This window comes from Salipiger sp. ABN3_019 (genome assembly GCF_056158605.1).
Genome location: NZ_JBSWTP010000010.1, coordinates 460979 through 483862 on the forward strand (window position 1 = coordinate 460979; position 22884 = coordinate 483862).

The following is a 22884-nucleotide window of genomic DNA, read 5'->3' on the forward strand; positions in this document are numbered from 1 at the left end:
CTGGCTGTTTTTGGCTGACGCACACCTGCTGATGTGCCGAGAGTTCATTCGGATCGGTTGGCGGGCGGTGTTGTAGAGGTTCGTCGCCGTGCGCGCCTATTTCAATAACAAGCGCGGGCAAAATCCACTCGCCGCGGTATCTTGGTCCATGGCAAGACGTAGGACCAGAAGAGGGGGCAAGTTGACCATGGGCCGATATAGCCGCTCGCGTGTCCTGTTTAGACGAACATGTTCATTGGGCGTCCACCTCCATGACCCAAACGCTTATCCTCCGACGTTCCGCAAGTTGCCACGCTTATCGGGGCCGAGCCTATGTCATCATGCTTCGGCACTCGGCGTGTCAGTGACGAGACCCAGCGTGTCGATTTCGGCGATTTTCTGAAACTCAGCCAAATATTCTTGTCGGTGGTTCAACAACCAGCGCGCGACGCGGGCGTTGGCGAGAAGCTTGGTGATATAGCCGCGCGCGACCGTCAGGTGTAGATTATCGATGCCATACGTATCTTCGACCGATTTGACCTGGGTCTGTAACGCGGCTAATTCCCGTTCCATGCGTGCGATCTGCTGGCCGGAGGGGGTGGGGACCGCTGCACCTCTTCCCTTTTTGGCTGCCACAAGTTGACTTTCGGGTGTTGCGGCGCGGATCGCTCGAGCGAACATGACTGAAAAGTTATTTTGCCCGATCATCAGATCGGCGGCCTCTATTTGCCGAACAGGGGTCATCTGCCGCAGCGTATCGAAAACCTTCATTGAGCAGGGTGTGTCCTTGAGCATTTCGGCGGCCTCTGGGCTGATACCTTCGAGTAGTCGGAAGCGCCTCAGAACGGACTCGACGTGAAGATTGAGGGCATCGGCGATCGCGGTTGATGAGACCCCGCGCTCCATGGCGCGGGCGATCATCCGATGTTCTTGGATCGGGGGTATCCGGTTAACGCGCTTGTTGTAGGTGTAGGTATCGTCGTCCGTGGCAAGCAGGCATTCGACCTCCACGATGCCCAACTCCTTGAGGGCTTCCAGACGAAGATGGCCATCGATCAGAAAATACATCCCGCTGTTCGCAGTATCGGCCACCACAGCAGGCGCCTCAATTAGTCCGACCGCCTTGATAGAACTCAAAACTTGCGAAAATGCCCGGCTTTCGCGAGCTCCATCAGGCAAGGTCTTGAGCGGTATGATCACCGTGAGTGGGAGCGTGATGAAACTTCGGTCAAAGGCGAGACGGACAAGCCCTTCGTCGTCGCCATGATCTTTGAGCTGATCAGCCATCATTTTCCCCTGAGATTCGCGTGGACAAGGCGCGAGGCATCGTCGCGAGACCTTCTGCCCTGAGCAGATTAAGGAAGCTCTCATCTGTCAGAAGATCCTTGAGTGCCTCGACGATGAACAGGAGCCGCACCTGAGTAAAATCCGACTTCTTGACCAAGAGCCGCTGCTTTTCCGCCTCACGCTGATAGACCTGCATGAGGTCATTTGCCGTCATCCGGCGGCTATGCCCTTTGCGTCCTAGGCGCCCTGCCGGCAAACCTTTGCCCTGGGTGCGCATTCGCATGTCGAGCATCCGCCGGACGGCCGCCAGCTTCTTGCCCCTGAGCTTGCCGGTCTCATAGGCATCGAGAAGTAGATTCTGTGCCTCCTGCGTTTCTGCTTTGGATATTTCCATCGCGAGCGTGATCGGGATCAGCCCGGTCTCGACAGCGGCGACCAGACGTTCTTCACCACGCTCAAGCAGCGACGCTATCATATTCACCCATGAGGCGCCGACGCCGATCTTCTCGCCGATGGCACCGTCACTGTAGCCTCGCGCACGCAACGCCCCGATCTCCCGCATGATGTCGATGGGCCTGGGCGTTCGACGGGCAATATTTTCTACGAGACTCATCACCAGGCATTCAGTTTCGTTCGCATCGATCACCACTGCGGGGATCTCGACCTGACCAAGCATCTGGAACGCTTCCAGCCGGCCCTCGCCGCAAACCAGATCATACCGGGTGCCACTTGGCCCATCCCGGCGGCTGACGGTGATGGGGCGTTTCAGCCCGATGGCCTCGATATTGTTTACGATCTCCCGGTGCTGCCGTTTGTTCCGCGCACGAGGATTGAGCACGGTGATGCGTGAAATCGGGATCATTTCCACATGACTTGGATGGGTGCCGGGCATCAGGCAGCCTCCGGAAGGGGAACAGGTGTCGAGATGTCGTAGAGAAAATTCAGGTCATCGAAGCGATAGGCGTCGAGGCTCAAGTCGTTATCTTCTCTCAGCCTTAGCTTGTCGGAGAGCCTGTCAATATGCGGGAACAGGTAGTAGTCGAACGGGGCATGATTGTTGCTGTCCATACGAACGACGATGGTGATGTCGGGCGAGAGCGATGTATCAAAGCGGAGTTCCCAACGCATAAGTCCGGTCGGTGACTGAATGCAGCGCGAGATGACGATTGAAAGGCTGAACTCGCCATTGACGATCACGCGATCCGTTTCGAGATCCTGCCTAACGTCGCTACCTGCTGCCTGCAGACCATCGATCACCTCGCGGACGATGCCTGGGTGAAGCTTGCGTAGCTCGCGGTTGATCTCGACATAGCGATAGTCCCGTTCCGGCGTGAACCCCACGAGACTGTAGGCCCGGAGCAGGCTGCCGAAACGCGAACGATAGGCCGCACTCGATGGCATTCCTTCGGATTCGTCGATAACGATACCGGAGAGGGCGCCATGCCTCTGATATAGCGCCTGCAATGCCTGAAGCATATCCTCGTCGCTCAGACGAAAGGAGCGAGCATTGATGATCGCCCGCGCAGCCTCGAAAAGCTCGCGGTCGATAGCTGCCTCGAACGCGCCTTCGGCCCGAATCCACATATCAGGCGCGTTGCTAACTCGCTTCTTTTTCAGCTTGTAGGAACGGCGGTTCCAGACGTTGTCACCGGCGTATTTCTCGTTGATCAGGATCTGGTGAATCGTACCCCTGGTCCATGGCCGTTCAAGGTCTGTAGCAAGACCTCGTGCGTTTAGATCAGCCGCAATCTCGCTTTCTTTGCGCCCGTCAATAACAAAGCCTCTATAGATTTCACGGACAAGATCGACTTCTTCGGAAGGGCCCAAGGCTAGGATCACGCGGTCAGTTTGGATACTCTTGTGCTCGCCGCGCCTCAAAACGCCTTTGATGGCTCCATGCTCGTCGATTAGGGTTCGTCGCAAGCCGAAACCGGCTGGCCCCCCTTGGCGATATCCTTTTTCGATCAGCCGACCTTGCCCGGCGAAGACTTTGGTGGATAGCTCGCGGCTGTACTCACCAGCCATCGCCCGCTTGACGCCCTTGACGATGGTTGAGACAGGGCTGCCATCATTCTCGAACTGCTCGGCACAGTACTGAACGGAAATTCCGGCACGTCGGCAGATATACTCGTAATATGCGCTTTCGTCTGCGTCCTGAAACCGGCCCCAGCGGCTGACATCATAGACCAGAACGACCGTGAAATCAGCGCTGCCGTTCTGCACATCCTCGATCAGTTGTCGGAGTGCATCGCGTCCCTCGAGCTTCAGGCCGCTTTTTCCGGCATCTGCGTAAGTGCGCACCACTTCTATGCTACGCGCCTGAGCATATTGCCGGATCGCGTCAGATTGGTTTTCCGTCGAATATTTCTGATGATCAGTTGACATGCGGACGTATTCGGCTGCCCGAACAGGATGATCCGGCTTCCATGAGCATTCATCGCGAGGTTCCTGGCTCTTCAAAATCTTGCCCCTTCACCGTTCTGGCAGCGGTGGTCCGGGCGACCTACCGCTGCAGCGCCTGACAGGTCTGTGCCGTAGCTCCGCACTGTCGTGAATCTAACAGCGGAGGAAGCGGAATATGTTGCCGAAAAAGGGCAGGAGATTGCCGGTATGGGAGGGCGTCCTCAGTGGGCGCGGTGCCTATACTCAGACCATTGCCGAACTGTTGAGAAAGGAGCATGGGGACAGCCACCGCGCGGTCAAGCAACTGATGCGCCAGACGCATGCGAGCGAGCGTGCGGTCAAGCACTGGCTTTCTGGACAACATGGCCCGGATACGGTGTTTTTCCTACGCTTAGCGGTTTCATCGCCAATCATTCGCGTCTTCTTGCTCGGCCTGATCGAGAAGCCAGCTGCGAACAGCTCGGCTGACCACGTGGATCGGAATTCTCTTTCGGCGGCACGGGCGGCATATGTCGCGGGTGAGAATACGACCGCCGTCCCGAGAAGGCGCCAATGGCACAATGACCCTATGGATGACCCTGATCGTGACACTATAGATGACCCTGAACCAGCGGAACTTAACGAGCGCCAGCGTTGGTTCCTCGCTCGAGTTGAGGCGGGTGATCGCTGTAGCGCAAATGAGATTGTTTCAGCCTGGCAAGTAAGTCTGAAAAGCGCGCGCCGAGATATCGCGGGCCTGAAAGCGCAACGCCTCATCCAGTATGTCGGGTCACGGCGAAAGGGCCGTTACAAAAGGTGCGTGCGACGAAGTAGATGACGGCTGCAGATTTGCCTTCCGGGGAGATCACGCCGTCATGAGACGCGCTTTGTTGCGACGCGCAAATTCGGACTAAGGCGACTGCAGCGTGACTCTTTACACTTCGTGTGTTTTGTTAAGAGTTGCTCAAGGTCCGGCCTTGCCAGGCGGAGACTTCTGAGAGGCAATAGAACCATGCCCACCCGGCGAAGTGTCAAGAGTGACGATGACCGCGCGACCGATGCTCACATTCGGAGGCGGGACTACCTTGGTCAGCCGGATCTTGGCCGGCTCCTCGCTGCAGCCAAGAAGAGCCGCCACGGGGTTCGCGATCACCTCTTGATCCTGATGATGTTCCGGCACGGCCTGCGCGTCTCCGAAGCGGTCGCGCTTAAACGGCGAGATGTGGATCTAGAGCAGTCGCGGATCTGGATCACACGGCTGAAGAACGGGCTCAGCGTCGAGCAGCCAGTCGCTGGTGGAGAACTGCGGGCTATCAAGCGCTGGCTCGCGCGCAGGGAGGATGCTCTGCCCTGGCTCTTCGTCTCCGAGCGCAAGCAGCCCCTCACGCGGCAAGCCGTAAACTACATCGTCGGGTCCGCTGGCGCCCGTGCCGGGCTCGAGCGCGTTCACCCGCATATGCTACGCCATTCCTGCGGTTTTGCCTTGGCCAACAAAGGCCGCGATCTGCGGGTCATTCAGGACTACCTCGGACACCGAGATCCCCGACACACAGCGCACTACACGCGGACGGCGGCGTATCGGTTTGACGATCTGTGGTAGCCGGAGGCTGCAGTGGCTGCGAAAAGGAGGAAGGGCGGAGAGATGGCTTTCGCTGAAAGCGCAAGATGTTTTTCGAAGCCACCAAAGCAGGCTTTACTCAAGCGACACATTGCGCCGAAGCAGCTTAAACGCTAACTCTGGGTTGAAAAGAAGTCCTAAGTCCAATGAGGTAACTATGCCGGTTAACAAAACTGCAATACGCCAATGGGATAACCGTCAATAACTTGCTCGCCCGTAAGTTGGCGTTTGTTAGTTGGGTTTGTATTAATTTTGATCATGAAGGCCGCCCAGCTTTTTGACTAGTTCGAGCAGCAAACGCGTCTCAGTCAGTTTGACGTTCATATTCGGGGAAGATTTTTTCAATGCACACCTGCCCGCCACCGAAGGACGAATTGTATAAAAGATTTGAGGAACATCCAACTGTAAATGGTGGCCTTGGGCATACCCTCCTTGAGCAAACTGAAATAGATGATGGAACGTTATCAACTGCGCTGAAAGCATATTTTGAATCCGCACACCTTGATGCTCGGACCGCCTTCCATTCATTTATTGGTATTGATTTGCATCCTGATGCCGACGGCGGTGCGCCAATCGTCACCTATCCCGCATCGCTGGAAATGACGACGCGACGTGGCTTGTTCGGTGAGGTTCTTGCAGGGCTTTTGACCGAGAGCTATGAGTACATTGGTGGCTATACTTGGAATGTGCCTATTTTTCTTTTTCGGTATCATGACGATGCCTGCAACTATCTATTCACGCTGGAACGAGACCCAGAACAAACGAGAAAGACAATCGGTCGCCTTGGTACGGATTTTATTGGTGTTTCGGTAAATGACGACGGCGATGTAGTTCGGATTATCTCTGGAGAAGCCAAGTGGCGTGAGACGCTTACCCAAGCCAAAGTCGATGAGGTAATGCTTGGGAAATGGGTGAATGACGGTGCTGGTGGTAAAGTGCGTTCTGGCAAAGGTGTGTGGCGAGACCTAAATCGTGAGCCCAGCCCCCCCAGTGGCGCAAGACAGCTTCAGCGACTTCTTCAGGAGTATGATGCAGATGGGTTTGACGCAACAATCCTCTGCCTCGAGCGCGCTCTGGTTGCTAGAGATCCCGTGGCGATACCCAAGACAGATTTAATTGTCTTCGCTGGGAGTGCACGTGCTAACCGCCCGGAACAGGAGTGTCTGTTGCCGTGGGAAGCAGTTCCCGATGAATACACTGCAGGCAATGACCTACAGATCATGGAGGTGGTATTCAAAGGCGGTACAAATTTGATCGACGCGATCTATGAAAGCCTCTGGGAAGGAGGCGATGATGCCTGAACGTGATCTAGAGCGTTTAGAAATTGCGAACGAGCTAAGGCGGCAGATTGCGTCAGAGAATGAGCTGACGGCTCAACAAGCCCGTGCCTTCGTTCGAGGCCTGCAAGTCGGATGGAACGTGCCGCCCATTCAGTGGGGCGAAGCAGAGTCACGTAATCAGTATGCCGATGCGAGACGCCTTCTAAATGCCGCGTCGATATTCCAATCTGTTGATGGAAGAGGGTCTCCAGAGGCACGACTTTGCTACAGACGTAGCGGTGAGATTTTCGAATGGTTGTCACGTGCTCACGATAACTTATCGACTGTTATTTCGCTGGAGCTCCTATCCGCTGCCGCCTATCAACTCGGTGGTAGTCCGGCCATGGCTGCTGCGCTTCTTGCGCAGGTGGAGAACGCAATCCCTGGCGAACGCCTGTATGCGCGGTTCTTACGTGCTGACTTTGACGGAGTGATCCGATCGGTGTCGGATTTCTGGCGAGACAATCTTGAGATCACAGATCGGGCCGCTCAGCGACACCTCATTCAGGGGGAAGGAGACGATAAAGTCGGATGGTTTTTTGCAGTTGAGCTAGTGCGTGTCCTCGGGCTCCTTTCAAACTCAATTCGTCGCGGAGAAATAGAGCGATTTAATCTCGCTACACGAAAGCTTGCCGGGCTTGAGAGGTTGTTGAACCGAACCTACTCGGATGAAATTTCACTCTTTGTGACGCTACTCCACGAGGTGGCGCTGGTATTTGGTGAAGCAAGTATTTACGAACCAATCCGACAACTTGGGGAATTGAACGCTGAACGCGCTCCTCGTTTGGACCGCTTTGCTCGCGGACAGTTCAGTCGAGGCCGTGGAATTCTCTGGACTTCTCAAAGGCAAGGCCTTGCCCGCTTGATCGAAGAGGATTCCTTTGCTCTTTGCACACCAACCGGCTCAGGCAAAACCCTCGTAGCAAATTTGGCTCTTGTGAAAGAGCTACTGCTTCGAGCTGAAGAAGACGGTCCGCTTGCTCTTTATATCGTGCCCTCGCGAGCGCTTGCCAGTGAAGTAGAAGCAAAGCTATCGAGCGAGCTTTCCAATGATGTGATAGTTACCGGTCTGTATGGCGGCACCGATTGGGGGGTTACGGACTACTGGCTTGACGCCGAAGAGCCAACGGTACTCATCGCCACAGTTGAAAAGGCCGATGCCCTCATGCGGTATCTTGGGCCGCTTTTACTGAAGCGTTTGCGGCTATTAATCGTAGACGAGGCACACCAGGTTGTCCCGGAAGACAACGAACGTACGCAGGATGACTTTGCCGAACACTCCTCGCGCTCTTTGCGTCTCGAATCGTTCGTTTCGAAGCTTCTATCGCGCGCCCCTGACATAGTTCGAATTGCTCTCACTGCCGTAGCGGGTGGTGCTGCGCCGCCGGTCGCTCGTTGGATAGAAGGCCGAGAAGACGCTGAACCCGTAGGTTCAGACTATCGGAGTATGCGCCAGATCATTGGTTCCTTTGAGACCAGCCCCGGTGGCGCTGGTCGGATGCTCCTTGAAATATTGAACGGCAAGCCGCTGTTTGTACGCAGACGCGGCGATCCGGTGTATATAAACCTTCGTACACCCCCCATGCCCCAACTCCCTGCCAAGATGCGAAATAGCATTTATCGCTTCAATCAGCTTGACGTACTCTGGAACGCTTTACATCTCGCTGCGGGTGGGCGGCGGATTCTCATTTCAATCGCGCAACAACCCGAACGAACTATGGGGTGGTTTAAGGACGCTCTAAACTTGGCGGCCTGGAATGACGCTCCCGATTTCGAACCTCCGGCGGACAACAAAGATAGACGACGTTTCGACGATGCCCGTGCGGCGTGTGTGGATTATTGTGGAGAAGATTCCTACGAAGTTGCCTTGCTTGACCATGGCATCGCAACAAACCATGGGCAAATGCCTCAACGAATTCGACGGTTGATGGTCGATCTTATCGACCGTGGAATTTGCCCGGTAACTGTTGCAACAGCGACGCTTACCGAGGGGGTGAATTTACCCTTTGACATTATTTTCGTTCCCTCTTTGATGAGGCGCTCGTTCAATGCCGCAGATGAGCGGCAAGTTGAAAACCGGATGTCCACGGCCGAGTTCCGCAACCTGGCTGGACGGGCTGGCCGCCCAGGAGCAGGCAATGGACTAGAGGGGATTACCTTAGTTCCGATACCCGTACGTCCCTCAACTACTGCGCAGGGGACTCTTCGCACTCAGCGCCGACAAATTGCGGTAATGGAAGAAGACTGGCGCTTGCTTAGGCAGGCGCTGCTAGCGGAGGAGCTGGAAAGGCTCAATATTGATAGTCCGCTAGCGCTTCTGCTAGACGGTATCGCCGAAAGGGCGCGCGAGCTTCTGAATGTTGAAGGCGAAGATTTTCTTGTTTGGCTTGAGGATGTTATCCCGCCTGATGTTAGTCCGAATGCGGGACGTGCATCGGAAGATGAACTTGCGCGACTCGCAGATAGCGTTGACGAACTGGATGGCGTGCTACTGAGCGCACTTGAAGAGTTGCAGCGCGTTGACGATGCTGGGCTTGAGGGCGCTGCCGCAGAAGAAGCCCTCACGGCGATTTGGAACAACACATTTACTGTATACGCTGCCGCACAAGAAGAATGGATGGAGGCAGCATTTGTCCGCCGAGGGCAAGCAGTTCTCGATGAATTATACCCTGAACGGGAAGAGCGTAGCCGCCTCTATCAATATGGATTTACCCCATACGTTGGCCAGCGGTTCGAAGTCGTTGTGCCTGATATCGTTGCCCGCTTGAGGGACACGGTTAACTACGGCACTGCTGAAGACGCCGACCGCCTTGCCGTATTTCGCGAATTGGGTGATTTGTTGGCAAATGACCGTGGCTTTGGGTTTCGGGTTCGCGCTACCGAAACGGATCAAGCATTGCTCGAAAATTGGGAGAGCGTACTATCCTGGTGGATGCGCGCTCCGGGTCACGATGCCCCTGAACCGAAAGCTTTACGTTCATGGCAACGTTTTGTGAGCGACAATCTGGAGTTTCGCCTAGGTGTAGGGCTTGGCGCAGTGGTCGCACGTGCTTGGTCTGACGGCGTCGATGGAGCGCTCGTTATTCCGTCCTTGGAAGCTTGGCGTGAGACCACTGGATTGCCTTGGTTTGGCTTCTGGGCACGAGAGCTTCTCAGGTGGGGGACCTTGGATCCATTGGTAGCATTTGTCTTGGCCGAGGGAATGGCAGGGACGCGCGAGGCCGGTGAGCTCTTGAGGCCGGAGTTTGACGCTTGGTTAGAAGAGCAACAGGACGAAGTTGATGCAGATGATCGCATAGATCCCCGGTTGCTGCTTGAATGGAAGAGGGCACGAGCCGAGGTGGCTGAGCGTAGAGTTCGACGAAGAACGCAGAATGCAACGCTGAACGGAACTGACGGACGGCGGGGGCAATACGCTGTCGTTCCTGTGGTTTCTAATGGAGTAATCCATTGGTTCGACTCGGGCGGCTTTGTGCTCGCTCAATCGGACGCTGAGAATTCTCCCTTTCAGGGTATGATTCATCGCGATGATTTCCAGCTTCGCACCAACCGCGAACAGCCGATTGTGCGGCGAACATTCTCTGGTTTCAGCTAGCGGTGCCTATCAGCTAGCCGTGTAGCAAATGTCCAGTGACCTGAGGCCAATCTCTCCTCCAGTTTCTTGGAGAAGCCGCAGGGTTGTGGTCAACCCCCAAACTTTCTACCGCCCTTGGTGAGAGTTTTCCAGGGGGCAGAGCAGTCCGTTTCTGAGCATTGGTCCAGGTGATGAGAAGGCGATTACCACTATTATCGCAGAGGCCCTGACTCTTGATGATCCCAGTGCGTAAGAGCTGTTTCCTAGGTGCTCTGATTAGGCTGCTTCGATTTGTTGGGCGAGGGATCGATGTGCGGGCGCGGCGTCAACTTTCGTTTTGGAAAGTCATAGTCTTTCCCAGCTTTCACGAGCTGCGCAAATGTTGCCGCTGCTTCTCCTTGTATGCGAACGGAGCTCTTCAGCCTTTCGTGGCGGCGGGCCTTCTGTTTATCTCGCTCAGCTTGAGTTCCAATCTCCTCGCTGCGGTAGACCGCGCTTATGCGTTCATTGATCGCGTAGAGCTGGCTTCTGAGTGTGACAAAGTCTGCGAGCAAAACACCGGGTATGCGCAGCGAATCGAACTCGCGCATGGCGTTGATCATCTCCGTGGTTCGATCTCCCTGCAAGGAAAGGAGCTTCGTTCCGTCGCTGGGTGTCAGCGCTGCATTTAGCCTTTCGCGCGTCTGTTCGAGCGCTTCGAACGCCACAAGATGCGTTGCTTGAGCTAAGGCGTGATGTTCCTGCTTTTGAGATTTGCGTTGAGCACGAGTTTGCCAGACCGCAGCGCCAAAACCTGCGCTAATCGCGAATATTGCTCCCACGGCCTGAGCCCACGCGACAACTGTGCCACCAAGCCAACAGTGAAGTGTGAATGCACCTAAAATTGAAATGCCTAAGATTGCAAAAGCAGCGAGAACAAAGCTGATAAAAAATCTTCCCAAGGTTGAGCCCCTATTCTTCCATTGAAGTAGCGATTTGCCACGAAACGACAAAGCAGGATTCTCTGAAGAAATCCATTGGTGGTCTAGGTGGGCGCAGAGGGATTGACGGCGTTGCCGGGGCGGCGCAGGCTGCCCGCATAGGCCCTCAGGTCTTACCCCGCACCACGCGTGCGAATGTATCGGATCGGCGTGCTTCGGCAATCCGGCCTCATGACCGATACCGTCGTCATCCCTCTCTCCGCGCGCGAACTGCCCAGCCCCGCGGCTGGGTCGGTGCCCGAGTGGATCCACCTGGTCCCCAAGGGCCGGTTCAAAGCGCGTGATGGCCGTGGCCCCTGGATCTACCAGGACGCCGCCGCCACGATCGAGGAGAGCTTCCTCCGTCGCGCCAAGCTCCACGTCGATCTCAACCACACCACCGAGACCGCTGCGAAGCTCGGGCTCGAGGCCCGCGATCGCCACCGTAGAGATCGACGCCACCTACATTGTGATTACCCTTGCCGCTGATCCGGGTTCTGCGACCGGAAAAACCGTCGGCTACGGCACTAAGACCCTGAACCAGACCGATGGCTGGGCGTTTTTCCGTGGTCAACTCTACGCCGACAGCGGCGTTCCATCCGTCTTTGTCGAACTCGGCTATGACGTCCCCGCCAGCATCCGCCACTATTGCGTCCGCTTCACGGAGACACTCACGTGACTATCACCGTCGGGCTGACACCGGTCATCTGCCGCGCCTCGCACGAAGGTCGCCTCAGGGTCGTCGGCTTCAGATAGTAGGAGGCAGGAGGGAGCTGCGCGGTTTGTCCGCTTCAGTAGGTTCTCCGTCCATATGGAGAATCCGGTCAGAGGGCTAGTTGCGCAGAGACAAAATCGGCGCGTGATGCGATGTCGGTACACGGCAGCTCCGTGATCTTGTATCCGAGGGCGGTGTAGGTCTCGCGCATGACGGTGCAGGTCGCTTCGGCCTCGGCGCGAGTCTGCTTGCGTTCGCTGTCTTGCGTGAAGACCTCATCCCAGAACGGCGCCAAGAAGGCGCGACGGTTGTAGCGGGCTGCCTTGGCCGCGGTAGCGACGTGGGGCGGCATGGGGAGGCCGCAGAGGGTTAGATACCCCATGATGTCGGGAGTGCCTCGGTCGAAGATCACGGGGCCTGGTAGCGCCTGTGCGGCGCTGTAGGCGCTCAGGTCCCGTTCCAGCATCCGTTCGGCATAGGCAAGGCGATCGGCCCAGGGGAGGGCGTCTCCGCCGCGCTGCAATTCCTCGCGAATGATCGCGCGGCCGGATTCGGGGATTGTGTGGACGCCGCGACGGGCAAGCTCGATGATCAGGCTAGTCTTGCCCGCACCGGGGCCGCCCGTCACGACGAAGAAACGGTCGCTCATGGGGCATCCTCGGATTTGAAAGGGGGAAGCGCTGCGAAGCGATCAACACGCCATTGGCGCGGATCAAGGCAGCATGGATTCTCGTAGGGAGAACAGCACCCGTCTGCGCGGCAGAGGCAAATCCTCTGGCCAAAAAGGCAGAACTATTTGGTGCTTTTCAAGGAGGATTGGTGGAGCCTAGGGGGATCGAACCCCTGACCTCTTGCATGCCATGCAAGCGCTCTCCCAGCTGAGCTAAGGCCCCAATCGCGGTGCTCTTCGCCTTGTCCGTCAGGCCCTTTCGGGCGTTTCGGCTTCGGTCCGGAGCGGTGTCCGCCGCGTCGTCTCCGACGCTGTGCGGCGTGATCTATGGGATGCTGCGGGCGGGTTCAAGCGAAAAAATCACCGCCCGCAGAAAAAAGTTCGAAGCTTACTCTTCGTCCTCTCCGGCGACGTCGGTGATCTCGTCCAGCGAGACATTGTCGTCGTCGTCATCATCGAGAACATCATCGTCATCGAGTTCGACCTCGACGTCATCTTCGAGCAGATCTGTCTCTTCGGACTCCTCGGTCTGCGCGCGACGCGGTGCGCCATCTGCCTGGTCGGCCGACAGCATGGTGCGCTTGCCGGTGTCGAGTTGCAGCACCTCACCCGTGTAGGGCGAGACGATCGGATCCTTGTTCAGGTCGTAGAAACGCTTCCCGGTGGTCGGGCAGACGCGCTTCGTGCCCCATTCTTCTTTGGGCATGGGTGGTCCCCTTCAGCTGGCTTGTACGGTCGACAATCTGCAGCGTCTGCCATAACAGAAGAGCAGTGTCAAAACTTTTGGCCCGTGCAGTCCAGAGGCAATAAAAATGGGGCAGTTCACCCTTCCCGGCAACCCGCCGATCGCCGTCACCCTGCGCCGTTCGGCGCAGGCCCGGCGCCTGTCGCTGCGGCTGTCGCAGCTTGATGGGCGGGTCACGCTGACCTTGCCGCGGCGGCTCCCCGAGGCCGAGGCCATCGGCTTTCTGCGCGAGAAGGAAGGCTGGCTGCGCGGCCATCTCGAGCAGCGCGGCGCGGATGTCTGGATCGCTGCAGGCGCGCGGCTTCCGATCGGCGGAGAGCTGCGGCGCATCGTGCCGGGGCAGGGGCGCAGCCTGCGCCTCGGCGATGGGGTGATCGAGGTGCCCGGCCCGGAAGAGCGCTTTGCCGCGCGGCTCTTGGGCTGGCTGAAGGCCGAGGCGCGCAACCGGCTGGCCGAGGCGTCGGATCGCCACTCTGCCGCGCTGGGGCTGCCTTACAGCCGGCTGACGCTGCGCGACACGCGCTCGCGCTGGGGATCGTGTACCGCCGATGGCGGGCTGATGTACTCGTGGCGGCTGGTGATGGCGCCGCCCGAAGTGCTCGACTATGTCGCCGCGCATGAGGTGGCGCATCTGGCGCAGATGAACCACTCGCCGGCCTTCTGGGCGGTGGTCGAGCAGCTTTACGGCGACTGGCGCCCGGCGCGGCGCTGGCTGCAGGTCGAGGGCGCCTCGCTGCACCGCTATCGTTTCGGCGATTGACGCCGCCCGCGCCGCATCGGAGATTGCCCGGATCATGATCCAGCCTCAGCCCCGCCCGTCCGAAGTCGTCCTGTCCGCGCATGAACGCGTCTATCGCGGCCTGCGCCAGCGCATCATGCTGGGCCAGATCCCGCCCGGCGAGTTGCTCACCCTGCGCGGCATCGGGCGCGAGTTCGATGTCTCAATGACCCCCGCGCGCGAGGCGATCAACCGGCTGGTGGCCGAGGGCGCGCTGTCGATGTCCTCCTCGGGGCGGGTGTCGACGCCGGAACTGTCGAACGAGCGGATCGAGGAGTTGGCCGCGCTGCGGGCGCTGATCGAGGTCGAACTGGCCTCGCGCGCGCTGCCGCGGGCGCATATGGCACTGATCGACCGTCTGCAGGCAATCAACGGCACCATCGCCGAGATGATTCAGGCGCGCGACGCGGTGGGCTACATCCGCACCAATCTCGAGTTCCACCGCACGCTTTATCTGCGGGCGCAGGCCCCCGCGATGCTGGCGATGACCGAGACCGTCTGGCTGCAACTGGGGCCGACCATGCGCAAGCTTTACGGGCGTCTGCGCCGCACCGAGGCGCCGCATTACCACCGGCTGATCATCGCTGCGCTGAAGGCGGGCGACGAGCCCGGGCTGCGGCTCGCGGTGCGCTCGGATGTGACGCAGGGCCTGCGGATGCTGGCCACCTGAGCGCACCGGGCTGGAAATCGGCAGGAAACCTGCAGGGAACCCGCCGGGCCCCCGCGGCATTGATTGGGCAAGTCCTAAAGCCCTTTTGCCAGACCGGAGCCCTGCCATGTCCCTCGCTGAATCCCTCTCCATCAAGCCGGACTCGCGCCGCGCCAAGCGGCTTGAGGATGTGAACCCCGAAGATTTCGCTTGGGCGATCCCGATCATGCGGGCCGGCTATTCGGGCCGGGGGCTGGTCTATCTCGTGGTCGCGGGCGTCTCGCTCTGGTCGATCCTGCACGGCGGGCAGGCCGAGGGCACCTCCGAGGCGATGCAGAGCCTGCAGGGCGGTTGGGGCACGGCGGTGATCGTGCTGATCGCACTGGGGATGCTCGCCTATGCGGTCTGGCGCCTTGTGGACTGTATCTGGGACCTCGAAGCCTATGGCCGCGGCGGCAAGGGGCTGATCGCGCGGGCAGGGATGCTGGTGACCGGCGGCGCGCACCTCGGCATTGGTGTTCTGGCGGCGACGCTGCTCATCGGTCGCAGCGGCGGCAGCAGCGGTAAGCAAATGCTCGATAGCGTGCTGCAGAACCCCGCCGGACAGATCGCCGTCGGCATCGCGGGTGTGCTCACCGTCGCGGCAGGCGGCTTTTATCTTATGAAGGCGGTCAAAGAGAAATACCGTAACCACCTCAAGGCCAACCATTTTACCACCCATTGGAACGGCGCGCTGAAAGCGGGCCTCGCCGCGCAGGGCGTGGTGATCGGCATCATCGGCATGCTGATCTGCTACGCCGCGCTGCAGGCCAACGCTTCCGAGGCGGGCGGGCTTGGCTCGGCCTTCGACTGGCTGCAGGGGCAGGTCTATGGCCGCGTGCTGGTGGGGCTGCTGTGCCTTGGCCTGCTGGGGTTCGCGCTGTTTTGCTTCGTGAACGCGGCGTACCGGATCATTCCCAAGGCCGCAGACCGCGGGATCGAGTCTCTTGGCGCAAGCCTGCGCGCCAAAGCCGAGAATGCGACATCCTAAGGGCAGGGCGCTGACCGGCGGTGCCGCCACGGCTCACGCGCTGCATTAGAAGTTCGGAAAATCGAGGCAAACGAACAAGATAGGCGCGCTCGCTTCGAAATGAGGTGAGCGCGTCTTTTCTTTGTGAGGTGTAGAATTTGGCGTCTATGACCGCCGCAAATTCTTAATAAGGGCATAACTGTAAGGTCATGTCTGTCATGTGGAGGGATGAGGCAATAAATTGCCGAGGATCATCAAAGGTGACGACATCAAGGCTCGGATACTTTGGTGTCCGGTAAAAGATAAATATATTTCAGCACATTGAGCTGCCGCGATCCCCTGCGACGCGAAGCCCTATTTTCGCCTTTTGGCGTGTGATGCTCGCGCCCTCGATCTTCGCGCGCAGAGAAAGCGACCTTTGCTAGATCGCTGAAACTGCGTCGAAACCAGCAAAAGCGCGGCACAGTACCCGTCAACGCGTCGAGGCCGATCCTGAATGGCCTCCGATCGTCGTCACGGCAGGATCGGCGCTCCGCCAAACTCGAAGCGGTTCCGCAGCGGGAATTTTTTGACCCGGCGGGGGATGCGATGCCTATTCCACGGAGGAATTCCTTGATATTGTCTTAATTAGGGGATTCACTGGGTGAGTGGGCTTCTGTTCAGTCCCGCCGCCTCAGGGTGAATCTGGGCGACATTAAAATCTGCCCCAAATTAGGCGGCCGCGCCGATCAAAATTACCTTTCGCCTCGCAGGGAAAATCGCCCGACATAAAGGCGAATAAATTTTTGATCCCAAGCTATTGCGGCAATCTCTTCATCTTATGGTAGAACATGAAGAAAGCCCCGGAATGCGGCATTAACCGCGCTCCGGGGCTTTGGATATCAGCGCTCGGCTTGGGGCCGGGCGAAAGGCTCAGGCGGCGAGGCCTTTGGCCCCCATCGAGAGGAACTTCTCGCGGCGCGCCTTGATCAGCTCGGCCGGTTTCATCCCGTCCATTTCCTCGAGCATCGCCGCGATGTTCTTGCCCACCGCCTCGATCGCGGTTTCCGCTGCGCGATGCGCGCCGCCCAGCGGCTCGGGGATCACCTTGTCGGCCACGCCCAGCTTCAGCAGGTCCTGCGCGGTCAGGCGCAGCGCCTCGGCGGCCTCGCGCATCTTCTCGGCATCCTTCCACAGGATCGAGGCGCAGCCCTCGGGCGAGATCACCGAATAAACCGAATGTTCCAGCATCGCCACGCGGTTGGCGGTGGCGAAGGCCACGGCCCCGCCGGATTCCGCCCTCGCCGATGATCACCGTCACCAGCGGCACGCCGATCTGCAGGCATTTCTCGGTCGAGCGGGCGATCGCCTCGGACTGGCCGCGCTCTTCTGCGCCCTTGCCGGGGTAGGCACCGGGGGTGTCCACCAGCGTGATCACCGGCAGGCCGAACTTGTCGGCCATTTCCATCAGGCGGATCGCCTTGCGATAGCCCTCGGGGCGGGCCATGCCGAAGTTGCGCTCGATGCGCGACTGGGTGTCATTGCCCTTTTCGTGGCCGATCACCATCACCGGACGGTCGTTGAACCGCGCCAGGCCACCCATCACCGCGTGGTCGTCGGCAAAGCCGCGATCCCCGGCCAGCGGGGTGAACTCGGTGAACAGGGCTTCGATGTAATCCTTGCAGTGGGGACGGTCCGGATGCCGCGCCACCTGACATTTCCGCCAGGGCGTCAGCTTCTTGTACAGATCCTTGAGCAGGTCGTCGGCCTTGCGGTCAAGGGCCGCGGCCTCGTCCTCCACATGCATCTCTTCGTTCTTCCGCGCCATGGCGCGCAGTTCTTCCGCCTTGCCTTCGATCTCGGCGAGGGGTTTTTCAAAGTCGAGATAATGCGTCATGCTCGGGCACTCTTGTTGGTCGCGGCCTATATGGCCTCGAAGCGGCCCGGATGCAACAAAGCAAGCTGAACGGGACGGTTCGGCGGGGATTGCAAAGGCGGTGCGGGCTCCTATCAGGCCCCTTTCAGGCCAGCAGCACCGGCAGCATCGAGGCGATCAGCAGCGCCGCCATGCTCCAGTTGAAGAGCCGCAGCCGCGCCGGATTCGTCAGCACCCGCCGCAGCCCGCCGCCCAGCACCGTCCACGTCGTGGTCGAGATCGCGCCCATCGCCACATAGGTGCCCGCGACCAGCAGCACGGCGGCAAGATCGCCCCCGGCGGCGTAGAGCGTGATCGCCCCCAATGCCATCGACCACGCCTTGGGGTTCACCCATTGAAAGGCAGCGGCCTGCAAAAAGCTCAGCGGTCGCGCGCCGTTCGGGCCCGCGGCGTCACCGGCCGCACCGGGCGCCGAGGCATGGGCGATCTTCCACGCCAGCCAGCCCATATAGAGCACCGACAGCACCGTCAGCGCGCCGCGTACCAGCGGATAGGCCTCGAAAAGCCGCATCACGCCCAGCCCGACCAGCAGCACCATCACCGGAAAGCCCAAGGCCACGCCCAGCATATGCGGCAGGCTCCGCGCGAGGCCGAAGTTGGCCCCCGAGGTCAGCAGCATGAGGTTGTTCGGCCCCGGCGAGATCACCGTGACGAGGGCGAAGGTCGCAAGCGCGAGCATGAGGTCCTGTATCATGACGCAAGAGTTGCGCGGTCGGCGCGGAGAAAGGTTGCAATCTGCAGCGGATTGCCTGCTCTAATGAAACTTATGAGCGATTTGGATGATATTGACCGCAGGATATTGCGCGTATTGAAGGCCGATGGCCGGATCAGCAACCTCGCGCTTGCCGAAAGCGTGGGCCTGTCGCCCTCGGCCTGTCTGCGCCGCGTTGCCACGCTGGAGAAATCCGGCGTCATCCGCGGCTACCGCGCGGTGCTCAGCCCCGAGAAGACCGGCATCGGTTTCGTCGCCTATGTCACCGTCGGCCTCAGCCGCCACACCAAAGAGGCGCAGCAGGCGTTCGAGCGTGTCATCACCCGCTCTCCCGGCGTCAAGGAGTGCCACAATATTACCGGGAACCTCGAATATCTTCTCAGGATCGAGGTGGCCGATCTTGCTGCCTACAAGGAGTTCCACACGGAGGTTCTTGGCATGTTACCGCAGGTAAGCGCCATAACCTCTTATGTGGTCATGGGTTCGCCCAAGGACGAAAGAGCCTGAGCGGGTCCGATTCGGGCAGGTGGCGATCTCTGCGGGGGTGGCGGCGAAGATGGAAGAATTTGACGGGAATATGACCGACGCGCAGGCGGGGGAGTTCGATTACATCATCGTGGGGGCAGGATCGGCGGGCTGTGTGCTGGCCGAACGGCTCTCGGCGGACCCCGACAACCGGGTGCTGCTGCTCGAGGAGGGCAAGGGCACCGGCGGTCACTGGCTCAGTCAGGTGCCACGGGCGCAGCAGCGGCTGCTCGAGGAGCCGACGCGCCGCTACAGCTATCACGTCGAGCCCGGTCCGCGCGGCCCGGCAGAGCGCTGGCTGCGCGGGCGGATGCCCGGCGGCACCAGCGCGGTGGGCAATGCGCTCTGGCTGCGCGGCGGCGAGGCGGATTGGACCCGCATGGCGCGCGCCATGGGCAGCGAGGATTGGGGCTGGGCCGAGATGTCGCGCTGCCTGCGCCAGATCGAGCATCACGCCTTTGGCGCCAGCGACACCCGCGGTCGCGGCGGCCCGCTGGAGATCAAGCTCGGCCAGCCGCTGTCGCCGCTGATGCAGGCGGTGATGCAGGCCGGGGCCGAAAGCGGCTGGCGCCAGCGCTACGATCCCAACGAGGAAGACCCCGAGGGGCTCGGCCCGGCGGCCTGGACGATCGACGAGAAGGGGCGGCGCACCACGGCGTGGACGGCCTTTGTGCGCCGCGCGCGCGACCGTCCGAACCTGCGCATCGAAACCGGCGTGCGCGTCGACCGGGTGCTGCTGGACGAGGGCCGCGCGCGCGGCGTCGAGGGGCGCCGCGGCACCGCGCAACTGCTGTTCGACGCGCGCGGCGAGGTGATCCTCTGCGCCGGGGCCATCGTCACCCCCAAGCTGCTGATGCTGTCCGGCATCGGCGACGGCATGGCGCTGCGCCGCGCCGGGATCGAGGCGAAACACCACAGCCCCAACATCGGCTGGGGGCTGCGCGATCAGCTGACGCTGGCCACCAACTGGCGGCTGCGGCACTGGCGCGACAGCGACAACCGGGCGCTCACCGGCATGCGGCTGTGGCTGAACGTGCTGCGCTTTTTGTTTTCGAGCGAAGGCGTGCTGAGCCGGGGCGGCGCGGAACTGGTCGGCTTTGTCGCGGCGCTGAAGGACGCCGAGCTGCCCGACACGATGATCTCCGCCGCCGCGCATTCCTTTGATCCGGCGCAGGGGGTCAGCGGCTGCGAGGCCGAGCCGGGCATGCGGCTCACCTGTCACACGCTGCGGCCCGACAGCACCGGCTATGTCTTTGCCTCCGGGCCCGATCCGGACCTGCCGCCGCAGATCGAAGCCAATTACCTGTCGAACGAGCGCGACCGTCTGCGCGCGGTCGAGGCGGTGCGGCTGCTGCGCAAACTGGCGCGGCGTCCGGCGCTGTCGGAGTTCATCGAGGGCGAGACGGTGATCTCGGCATGGGCCAAGACCGACGATGACATTCTCGACCTCTACCGCCGCTACAGCCGCTCGGCCTGCCACGCGGTGGGCAGCTGCGCCATGGGCGCCGAAGAGACCATGCCGCTCGATGCGCGGCTGCGGGTGCGCGGGATCGAACGGCTGCGGGTCTGCGACGCCTCGATCTTCCCAGAGATGCCGGCAGGCGGCACGCTGGCGCCGGTGATGGCCGCCGCGCTGCGCGCCGCCGAGCTTATCCTCGCCGATGCCGCCGGGCGCGATGCGGCCCACGAAGAAACGGACACGCAGCCGGACCCTGACGCAGAGGCCGAGCCAGATGCTGCCGCGCCCGCCGAAGCCGCCGTAACTGACGCTCCTGCAGAGGCACGCGAAACCCGCGCCAGCTAGTGGAGGCGCCGCGTCCCGCGTCTTCGCTTAGACAAAAATATCCCGGGGGAGGCCGCGCGCAGGCGGGGCCCGGGGGCAGCGCCCCCAAAAAGAAAAAGCCGTCCCCGTGGGGACGGCCAATTTCGTTCTACCTGCCCGTGGCGGCTTAGATCTGCCGCACGGCGCCCTTTGCGGCCGAGGTGGTCAGCGCGGCATAGGCCTTCAGTGCCTTGGAGACTTTGCGCTTGCGCTGCTCGTCCGGCTGCCAGCCCTTTTCCTCACGCGCGGCGCGGCGCTCGGCGATCACTGCGTCGTCGACGGCGAGGTTGATCTTGCGGTTCGGGATGTCGATCTCGATCATGTCGCCCTCTTCCACGAGGCCGATGGTGCCGCCCTCTGCCGCTTCCGGCGAGACGTGGCCGATCGACAGGCCCGAGGAGCCCCCCGAGAAGCGCCCGTCGGTGACCAGCGCGCAGTCTTTCCCAAGGCCCTTCGATTTGAGGTAGGAGGTCGGGTAGAGCATTTCCTGCATGCCCGGACCGCCGCGCGGGCCTTCGTAGCGGATCAGCACCACATCGCCCTTGTGCACCTTGCCGGTGAGGATCGCGCTCACCGCGGTGTCCTGCGATTCAAAGATGCGCGCCGGGCCGTGGAAGGTCAGGATCAACTCGTCCACGCCCGCGGTCTTCACGATACAGCCATCCTCGGCGAGGTTGCCGTAGAGCACCGCAAGCCCGCCATCCTTGGAAAAGGCGTGCTCGGCGTCGCGGATCACCCCGGCCTGACGGTCGAGATCGAGCGTGTCATAGCGCATGGACTGCGAGAAGGCGGTGGTCGAGCGCACGCCGCCCGGCGCGGCGCGGAAGAAGTCATGCACCGATTCCGAATTGGTGCGCGTCACGTCCCAGCGGTCGAGCGCATGGGCCATGGTCTCGGCGTGCACCGTGTGCACCGAAGTGTCGAGCAGACCGGCACGATCGAGCTGGCCGAGGATCGACATGATGCCGCCCGCGCGGTGCACGTCTTCCATGTGCACGTCGTCCTTGGCGGGCGCGACCTTGCACAGCACCGGCACATTGCGCGACAGCCGGTCGATATCGGACATCTCGAAGGGCACTTCGCCTTCGTTCGCGGCGGCCAGCAGGTGCAGCACGGTGTTGGTCGAGCCGCCCATGGCGATGTCCAGCGTCATGGCGTTCTCGAAGGCCTTCACCGTGGCGATCGAGCGCGGCAGCACGGTGGCGTCGTTCTGCTCGTAGTAGCGCTTGGCGAGGTCGACGATCAGGTGACCGGCCTCGACGAACAGCCGCTGGCGGTCCGAGTGGGTGGCCAGCGTCGAGCCGTTGCCGGGCAGCGACAGGCCAAGCGCTTCGGTCAGGCAGTTCATCGAGTTGGCGGTGAACATCCCCGAGCACGACCCGCAGGTCGGGCAGGCGGCTTCCTCGATCGCCTGAACCTGCGCGTCGGTGTATTTGTCATCGGCGGCGGCGACCATGGCGTCGACCAGATCCAGCGCCTTCTCGGTGCCTTCCCAGTTGACCTTGCCCGCTTCCATCGGGCCACCCGAAACAAAGACCACGGGGATGTTGAGGCGCATGGCGGCCATCAGCATGCCGGGGGTGATCTTGTCGCAGTTGGAGATGCAGACCATGGCGTCGGCGCAATGCGCGTTGACCATATATTCCACCGAGTTGGCGATGATCTCGCGCGAGGGCAGCGAGTAAAGCATGCCGTCGTGGCCCATGGCGATGCCGTCATCCACCGCGATGGTGTTGAACTCCTTGGCGACGCCGCCGGCCTTTTCGACCTCGCGGGCGACCATCTGGCCCAGATCCTTGAGGTGCACGTGGCCGGGTACGAATTGGGTGAAGGAGTTCACGATCGCAATGATCGGCTTGTTCCAGTCGCCGTCCGTCATGCCAGTGGCGCGCCACAGGCCGCGGGCGCCGGCCATGTTGCGGCCGTGGGTGGTGGTGCGGGAGCGATAGGCAGGCATGGGGCATCCCCTCGGAGTTTGGATTACCGGGGGTGTTTAACGCCCATAGGGGGCAGCGGCAAGGGCAAGGCGATGCCGCAGCGCGGCGCGGCGCAAGAAGGTTGCGCCTTGCAGGGGCTTCCGCGTTCTAAAGTTCCCGTGAGCCTCTGTAAGGGCGCAATTTTTCGTGCGCCATCGGTGCCCGTCCACCAGCCCCGCCCGGAATCAAGGCCAAAGGCCGCCGGGCGTGCGCCTGCCCGTACGGGCGGGCTGGCGCTTTGGTGGGGGAG

At 60.7% G+C, this 22884-nt stretch carries 17 protein-coding genes, 1 tRNA gene and 1 pseudogene; 9 read left to right on the forward strand and 10 right to left on the reverse strand.

What is annotated here, in order from left to right; genetic code table 11:
* Positions 1–318: 318 nt before the first annotated feature.
* From ACXAD2_RS24170 to ACXAD2_RS24180, 3 genes are read right to left on the reverse strand one after another with little or no spacing between them, the layout of a single operon-like run.
* Positions 319–1266, reverse strand: coding sequence for a plasmid partitioning protein RepB C-terminal domain-containing protein (locus ACXAD2_RS24170; protein WP_475176178.1), 948 nt, complete (start codon positions 1264–1266; stop codon positions 319–321).
* Positions 1259–2158, reverse strand: coding sequence for a plasmid partitioning protein RepB C-terminal domain-containing protein (locus tag ACXAD2_RS24175; RefSeq protein WP_222475094.1), 900 nt, complete (start codon positions 2156–2158; stop codon positions 1259–1261). The genes ACXAD2_RS24170 and ACXAD2_RS24175 overlap by 8 nt, the downstream gene beginning before the upstream one ends.
* Positions 2158–3726: a recombinase family protein gene (locus ACXAD2_RS24180; RefSeq protein WP_475176181.1), complete on the reverse strand. Its 1569-nt coding sequence runs from the start codon at positions 3724–3726 to the stop codon at positions 2158–2160. Before ACXAD2_RS24180 ends, ACXAD2_RS24175 begins: the two co-directional genes overlap by 1 nt.
* A gap of 934 nt (positions 3727–4660) precedes the next feature.
* Here ACXAD2_RS24180 and ACXAD2_RS24185 point away from each other — a divergent pair.
* The 3 genes from ACXAD2_RS24185 to ACXAD2_RS24195 all read left to right on the forward strand — a co-directional run bounded on the left by ACXAD2_RS24185 (position 4661) and on the right by ACXAD2_RS24195 (position 10180).
* Positions 4661–5248: a tyrosine-type recombinase/integrase gene (locus tag ACXAD2_RS24185; RefSeq protein ID WP_475176186.1), complete on the forward strand. Its 588-nt coding sequence runs from the start codon at positions 4661–4663 to the stop codon at positions 5246–5248.
* Positions 5249–5610: 362 nt separating this feature from the next.
* Entirely contained in the window at positions 5611–6567 is a 957-nt protein-coding gene (locus tag ACXAD2_RS24190) for a hypothetical protein (RefSeq protein WP_475176188.1), read from the forward strand.
* On the forward strand, positions 6560–10180 hold the full coding sequence (locus tag ACXAD2_RS24195) for a DEAD/DEAH box helicase (RefSeq protein WP_475176191.1): 3621 nt from the start codon (positions 6560–6562) through the stop codon (positions 10178–10180). The genes ACXAD2_RS24190 and ACXAD2_RS24195 overlap by 8 nt, the downstream gene beginning before the upstream one ends.
* A 242-nt stretch (positions 10181–10422) precedes the next feature.
* On the opposite strand, the gene ACXAD2_RS24200 is transcribed toward ACXAD2_RS24195, so the two are convergent.
* On the reverse strand, positions 10423–11100 hold the full coding sequence (locus ACXAD2_RS24200) for a hypothetical protein (protein WP_475176192.1): 678 nt from the start codon (positions 11098–11100) through the stop codon (positions 10423–10425).
* Positions 11101–11310: 210 nt separating this feature from the next.
* Here ACXAD2_RS24200 and ACXAD2_RS24205 point away from each other — a divergent pair, with 210 nt between their 5' ends.
* Positions 11311–11607, forward strand: a complete 297-nt coding sequence (locus tag ACXAD2_RS24205) for a hypothetical protein (RefSeq protein WP_475176194.1) — start codon at positions 11311–11313, stop codon at positions 11605–11607.
* A 335-nt stretch (positions 11608–11942) separates the two neighbouring features.
* Here ACXAD2_RS24205 and ACXAD2_RS24210 read toward each other — a convergent pair whose 3' ends face one another.
* The 3 genes from ACXAD2_RS24210 to ACXAD2_RS24220 form a co-directional block, all read right to left on the reverse strand.
* Positions 11943–12482 carry an AAA family ATPase gene (locus ACXAD2_RS24210; RefSeq protein WP_475176199.1) on the reverse strand — a complete coding sequence of 180 codons (540 nt, stop codon included), beginning with the start codon at positions 12480–12482 and terminating at the stop codon, positions 11943–11945.
* Between the two features lie 168 nt (positions 12483–12650).
* Positions 12651–12726: transfer RNA gene (locus ACXAD2_RS24215), tRNA-Ala, on the reverse strand.
* Between the two features lie 165 nt (positions 12727–12891).
* Positions 12892–13209, reverse strand: a complete 318-nt coding sequence (locus tag ACXAD2_RS24220) for a TIGR02300 family protein (protein ID WP_066109272.1) — start codon at positions 13207–13209, stop codon at positions 12892–12894.
* Between the two features lie 106 nt (positions 13210–13315).
* Here ACXAD2_RS24220 and ACXAD2_RS24225 point away from each other — a divergent pair, with 106 nt between their 5' ends.
* From ACXAD2_RS24225 to ACXAD2_RS24235, 3 genes are all read left to right on the forward strand, one after another.
* Positions 13316–14008, forward strand: coding sequence for a M48 family metallopeptidase (locus ACXAD2_RS24225; protein ID WP_475176205.1), 693 nt, complete (start codon positions 13316–13318; stop codon positions 14006–14008).
* 34 nt (positions 14009–14042) lie between these two features.
* The gene (locus ACXAD2_RS24230) at positions 14043–14696 is read left to right on the forward strand and encodes a GntR family transcriptional regulator (RefSeq protein WP_475176208.1); all 654 of its coding nucleotides are present in this window, start codon (positions 14043–14045) and stop codon (positions 14694–14696) included.
* 106 nt (positions 14697–14802) lie between these two features.
* Entirely contained in the window at positions 14803–15705 is a 903-nt protein-coding gene (locus ACXAD2_RS24235; protein ID WP_475176213.1) for a DUF1206 domain-containing protein, read from the forward strand.
* Positions 15706–16596: 891 nt separating this feature from the next.
* Here the strand turns inward: ACXAD2_RS24235 and ACXAD2_RS24240 are convergent.
* Together ACXAD2_RS24240 and ACXAD2_RS24245 are read right to left on the reverse strand one after the other, a co-directional pair.
* Positions 16597–17560: pseudogene (locus ACXAD2_RS24240) on the reverse strand (acetyl-CoA carboxylase carboxyltransferase subunit alpha).
* 124 nt (positions 17561–17684) lie between these two features.
* Positions 17685–18293 (reverse strand): LysE family translocator, encoded by a 609-nt coding sequence (locus ACXAD2_RS24245; RefSeq protein ID WP_475176217.1) that lies wholly within the window; start codon positions 18291–18293, stop codon positions 17685–17687.
* A gap of 72 nt (positions 18294–18365) precedes the next feature.
* On the opposite strand from ACXAD2_RS24245, the gene ACXAD2_RS24250 reads away from it, so the two are divergent.
* Together ACXAD2_RS24250 and ACXAD2_RS24255 are read left to right on the forward strand one after the other, a co-directional pair.
* Entirely contained in the window at positions 18366–18818 is a 453-nt protein-coding gene (locus ACXAD2_RS24250; protein WP_475176220.1) for an Lrp/AsnC family transcriptional regulator, read from the forward strand.
* A 49-nt stretch (positions 18819–18867) separates the two neighbouring features.
* Positions 18868–20640, forward strand: coding sequence for a GMC family oxidoreductase (locus tag ACXAD2_RS24255; protein WP_475176222.1), 1773 nt, complete (start codon positions 18868–18870; stop codon positions 20638–20640).
* Between the two features lie 145 nt (positions 20641–20785).
* Here the strand turns inward: ACXAD2_RS24255 and ilvD are convergent, their stop codons facing one another.
* The gene (ilvD, locus tag ACXAD2_RS24260) at positions 20786–22615 is read right to left on the reverse strand and encodes a dihydroxy-acid dehydratase (protein ID WP_475176223.1); all 1830 of its coding nucleotides are present in this window, start codon (positions 22613–22615) and stop codon (positions 20786–20788) included.
* Positions 22616–22884: the final 269 nt, after the last annotated feature.

Excerpts from the sequence above, each read along its gene's own strand:
- ACXAD2_RS24235 (WP_475176213.1), top strand. The coding sequence starts at position 14,803 with ATGTCCCTCGCTGAATCCCTCTCCATCAAGCCGGACTCGCGCCGCGCC.
- ACXAD2_RS24220 (WP_066109272.1), bottom strand. The coding sequence starts at position 13,209 with ATGCCCAAAGAAGAATGGGGCACGAAGCGCGTCTGCCCGACCACCGGG.
- ACXAD2_RS24195 (WP_475176191.1), top strand. The coding sequence starts at position 6,560 with ATGCCTGAACGTGATCTAGAGCGTTTAGAAATTGCGAACGAGCTAAGG.
- ACXAD2_RS24225 (WP_475176205.1), top strand. The coding sequence starts at position 13,316 with ATGGGGCAGTTCACCCTTCCCGGCAACCCGCCGATCGCCGTCACCCTG.
- ACXAD2_RS24190 (WP_475176188.1), top strand. The coding sequence starts at position 5,611 with ATGCACACCTGCCCGCCACCGAAGGACGAATTGTATAAAAGATTTGAG.
- ACXAD2_RS24185 (WP_475176186.1), top strand. The coding sequence starts at position 4,661 with ATGCCCACCCGGCGAAGTGTCAAGAGTGACGATGACCGCGCGACCGAT.
- ACXAD2_RS24205 (WP_475176194.1), top strand. The coding sequence starts at position 11,311 with ATGACCGATACCGTCGTCATCCCTCTCTCCGCGCGCGAACTGCCCAGC.
- ACXAD2_RS24255 (WP_475176222.1), top strand. The coding sequence starts at position 18,868 with ATGGAAGAATTTGACGGGAATATGACCGACGCGCAGGCGGGGGAGTTC.
- ACXAD2_RS24230 (WP_475176208.1), top strand. The coding sequence starts at position 14,043 with ATGATCCAGCCTCAGCCCCGCCCGTCCGAAGTCGTCCTGTCCGCGCAT.
- ACXAD2_RS24170 (WP_475176178.1), bottom strand. The coding sequence starts at position 1,266 with ATGGCTGATCAGCTCAAAGATCATGGCGACGACGAAGGGCTTGTCCGT.
- ACXAD2_RS24245 (WP_475176217.1), bottom strand. The coding sequence starts at position 18,293 with ATGATACAGGACCTCATGCTCGCGCTTGCGACCTTCGCCCTCGTCACG.
- ACXAD2_RS24250 (WP_475176220.1), top strand. The coding sequence starts at position 18,366 with ATGAGCGATTTGGATGATATTGACCGCAGGATATTGCGCGTATTGAAG.
- ACXAD2_RS24210 (WP_475176199.1), bottom strand. The coding sequence starts at position 12,482 with ATGAGCGACCGTTTCTTCGTCGTGACGGGCGGCCCCGGTGCGGGCAAG.
- ilvD (WP_475176223.1), bottom strand. The coding sequence starts at position 22,615 with ATGCCTGCCTATCGCTCCCGCACCACCACCCACGGCCGCAACATGGCC.
- ACXAD2_RS24175 (WP_222475094.1), bottom strand. The coding sequence starts at position 2,158 with ATGCCCGGCACCCATCCAAGTCATGTGGAAATGATCCCGATTTCACGC.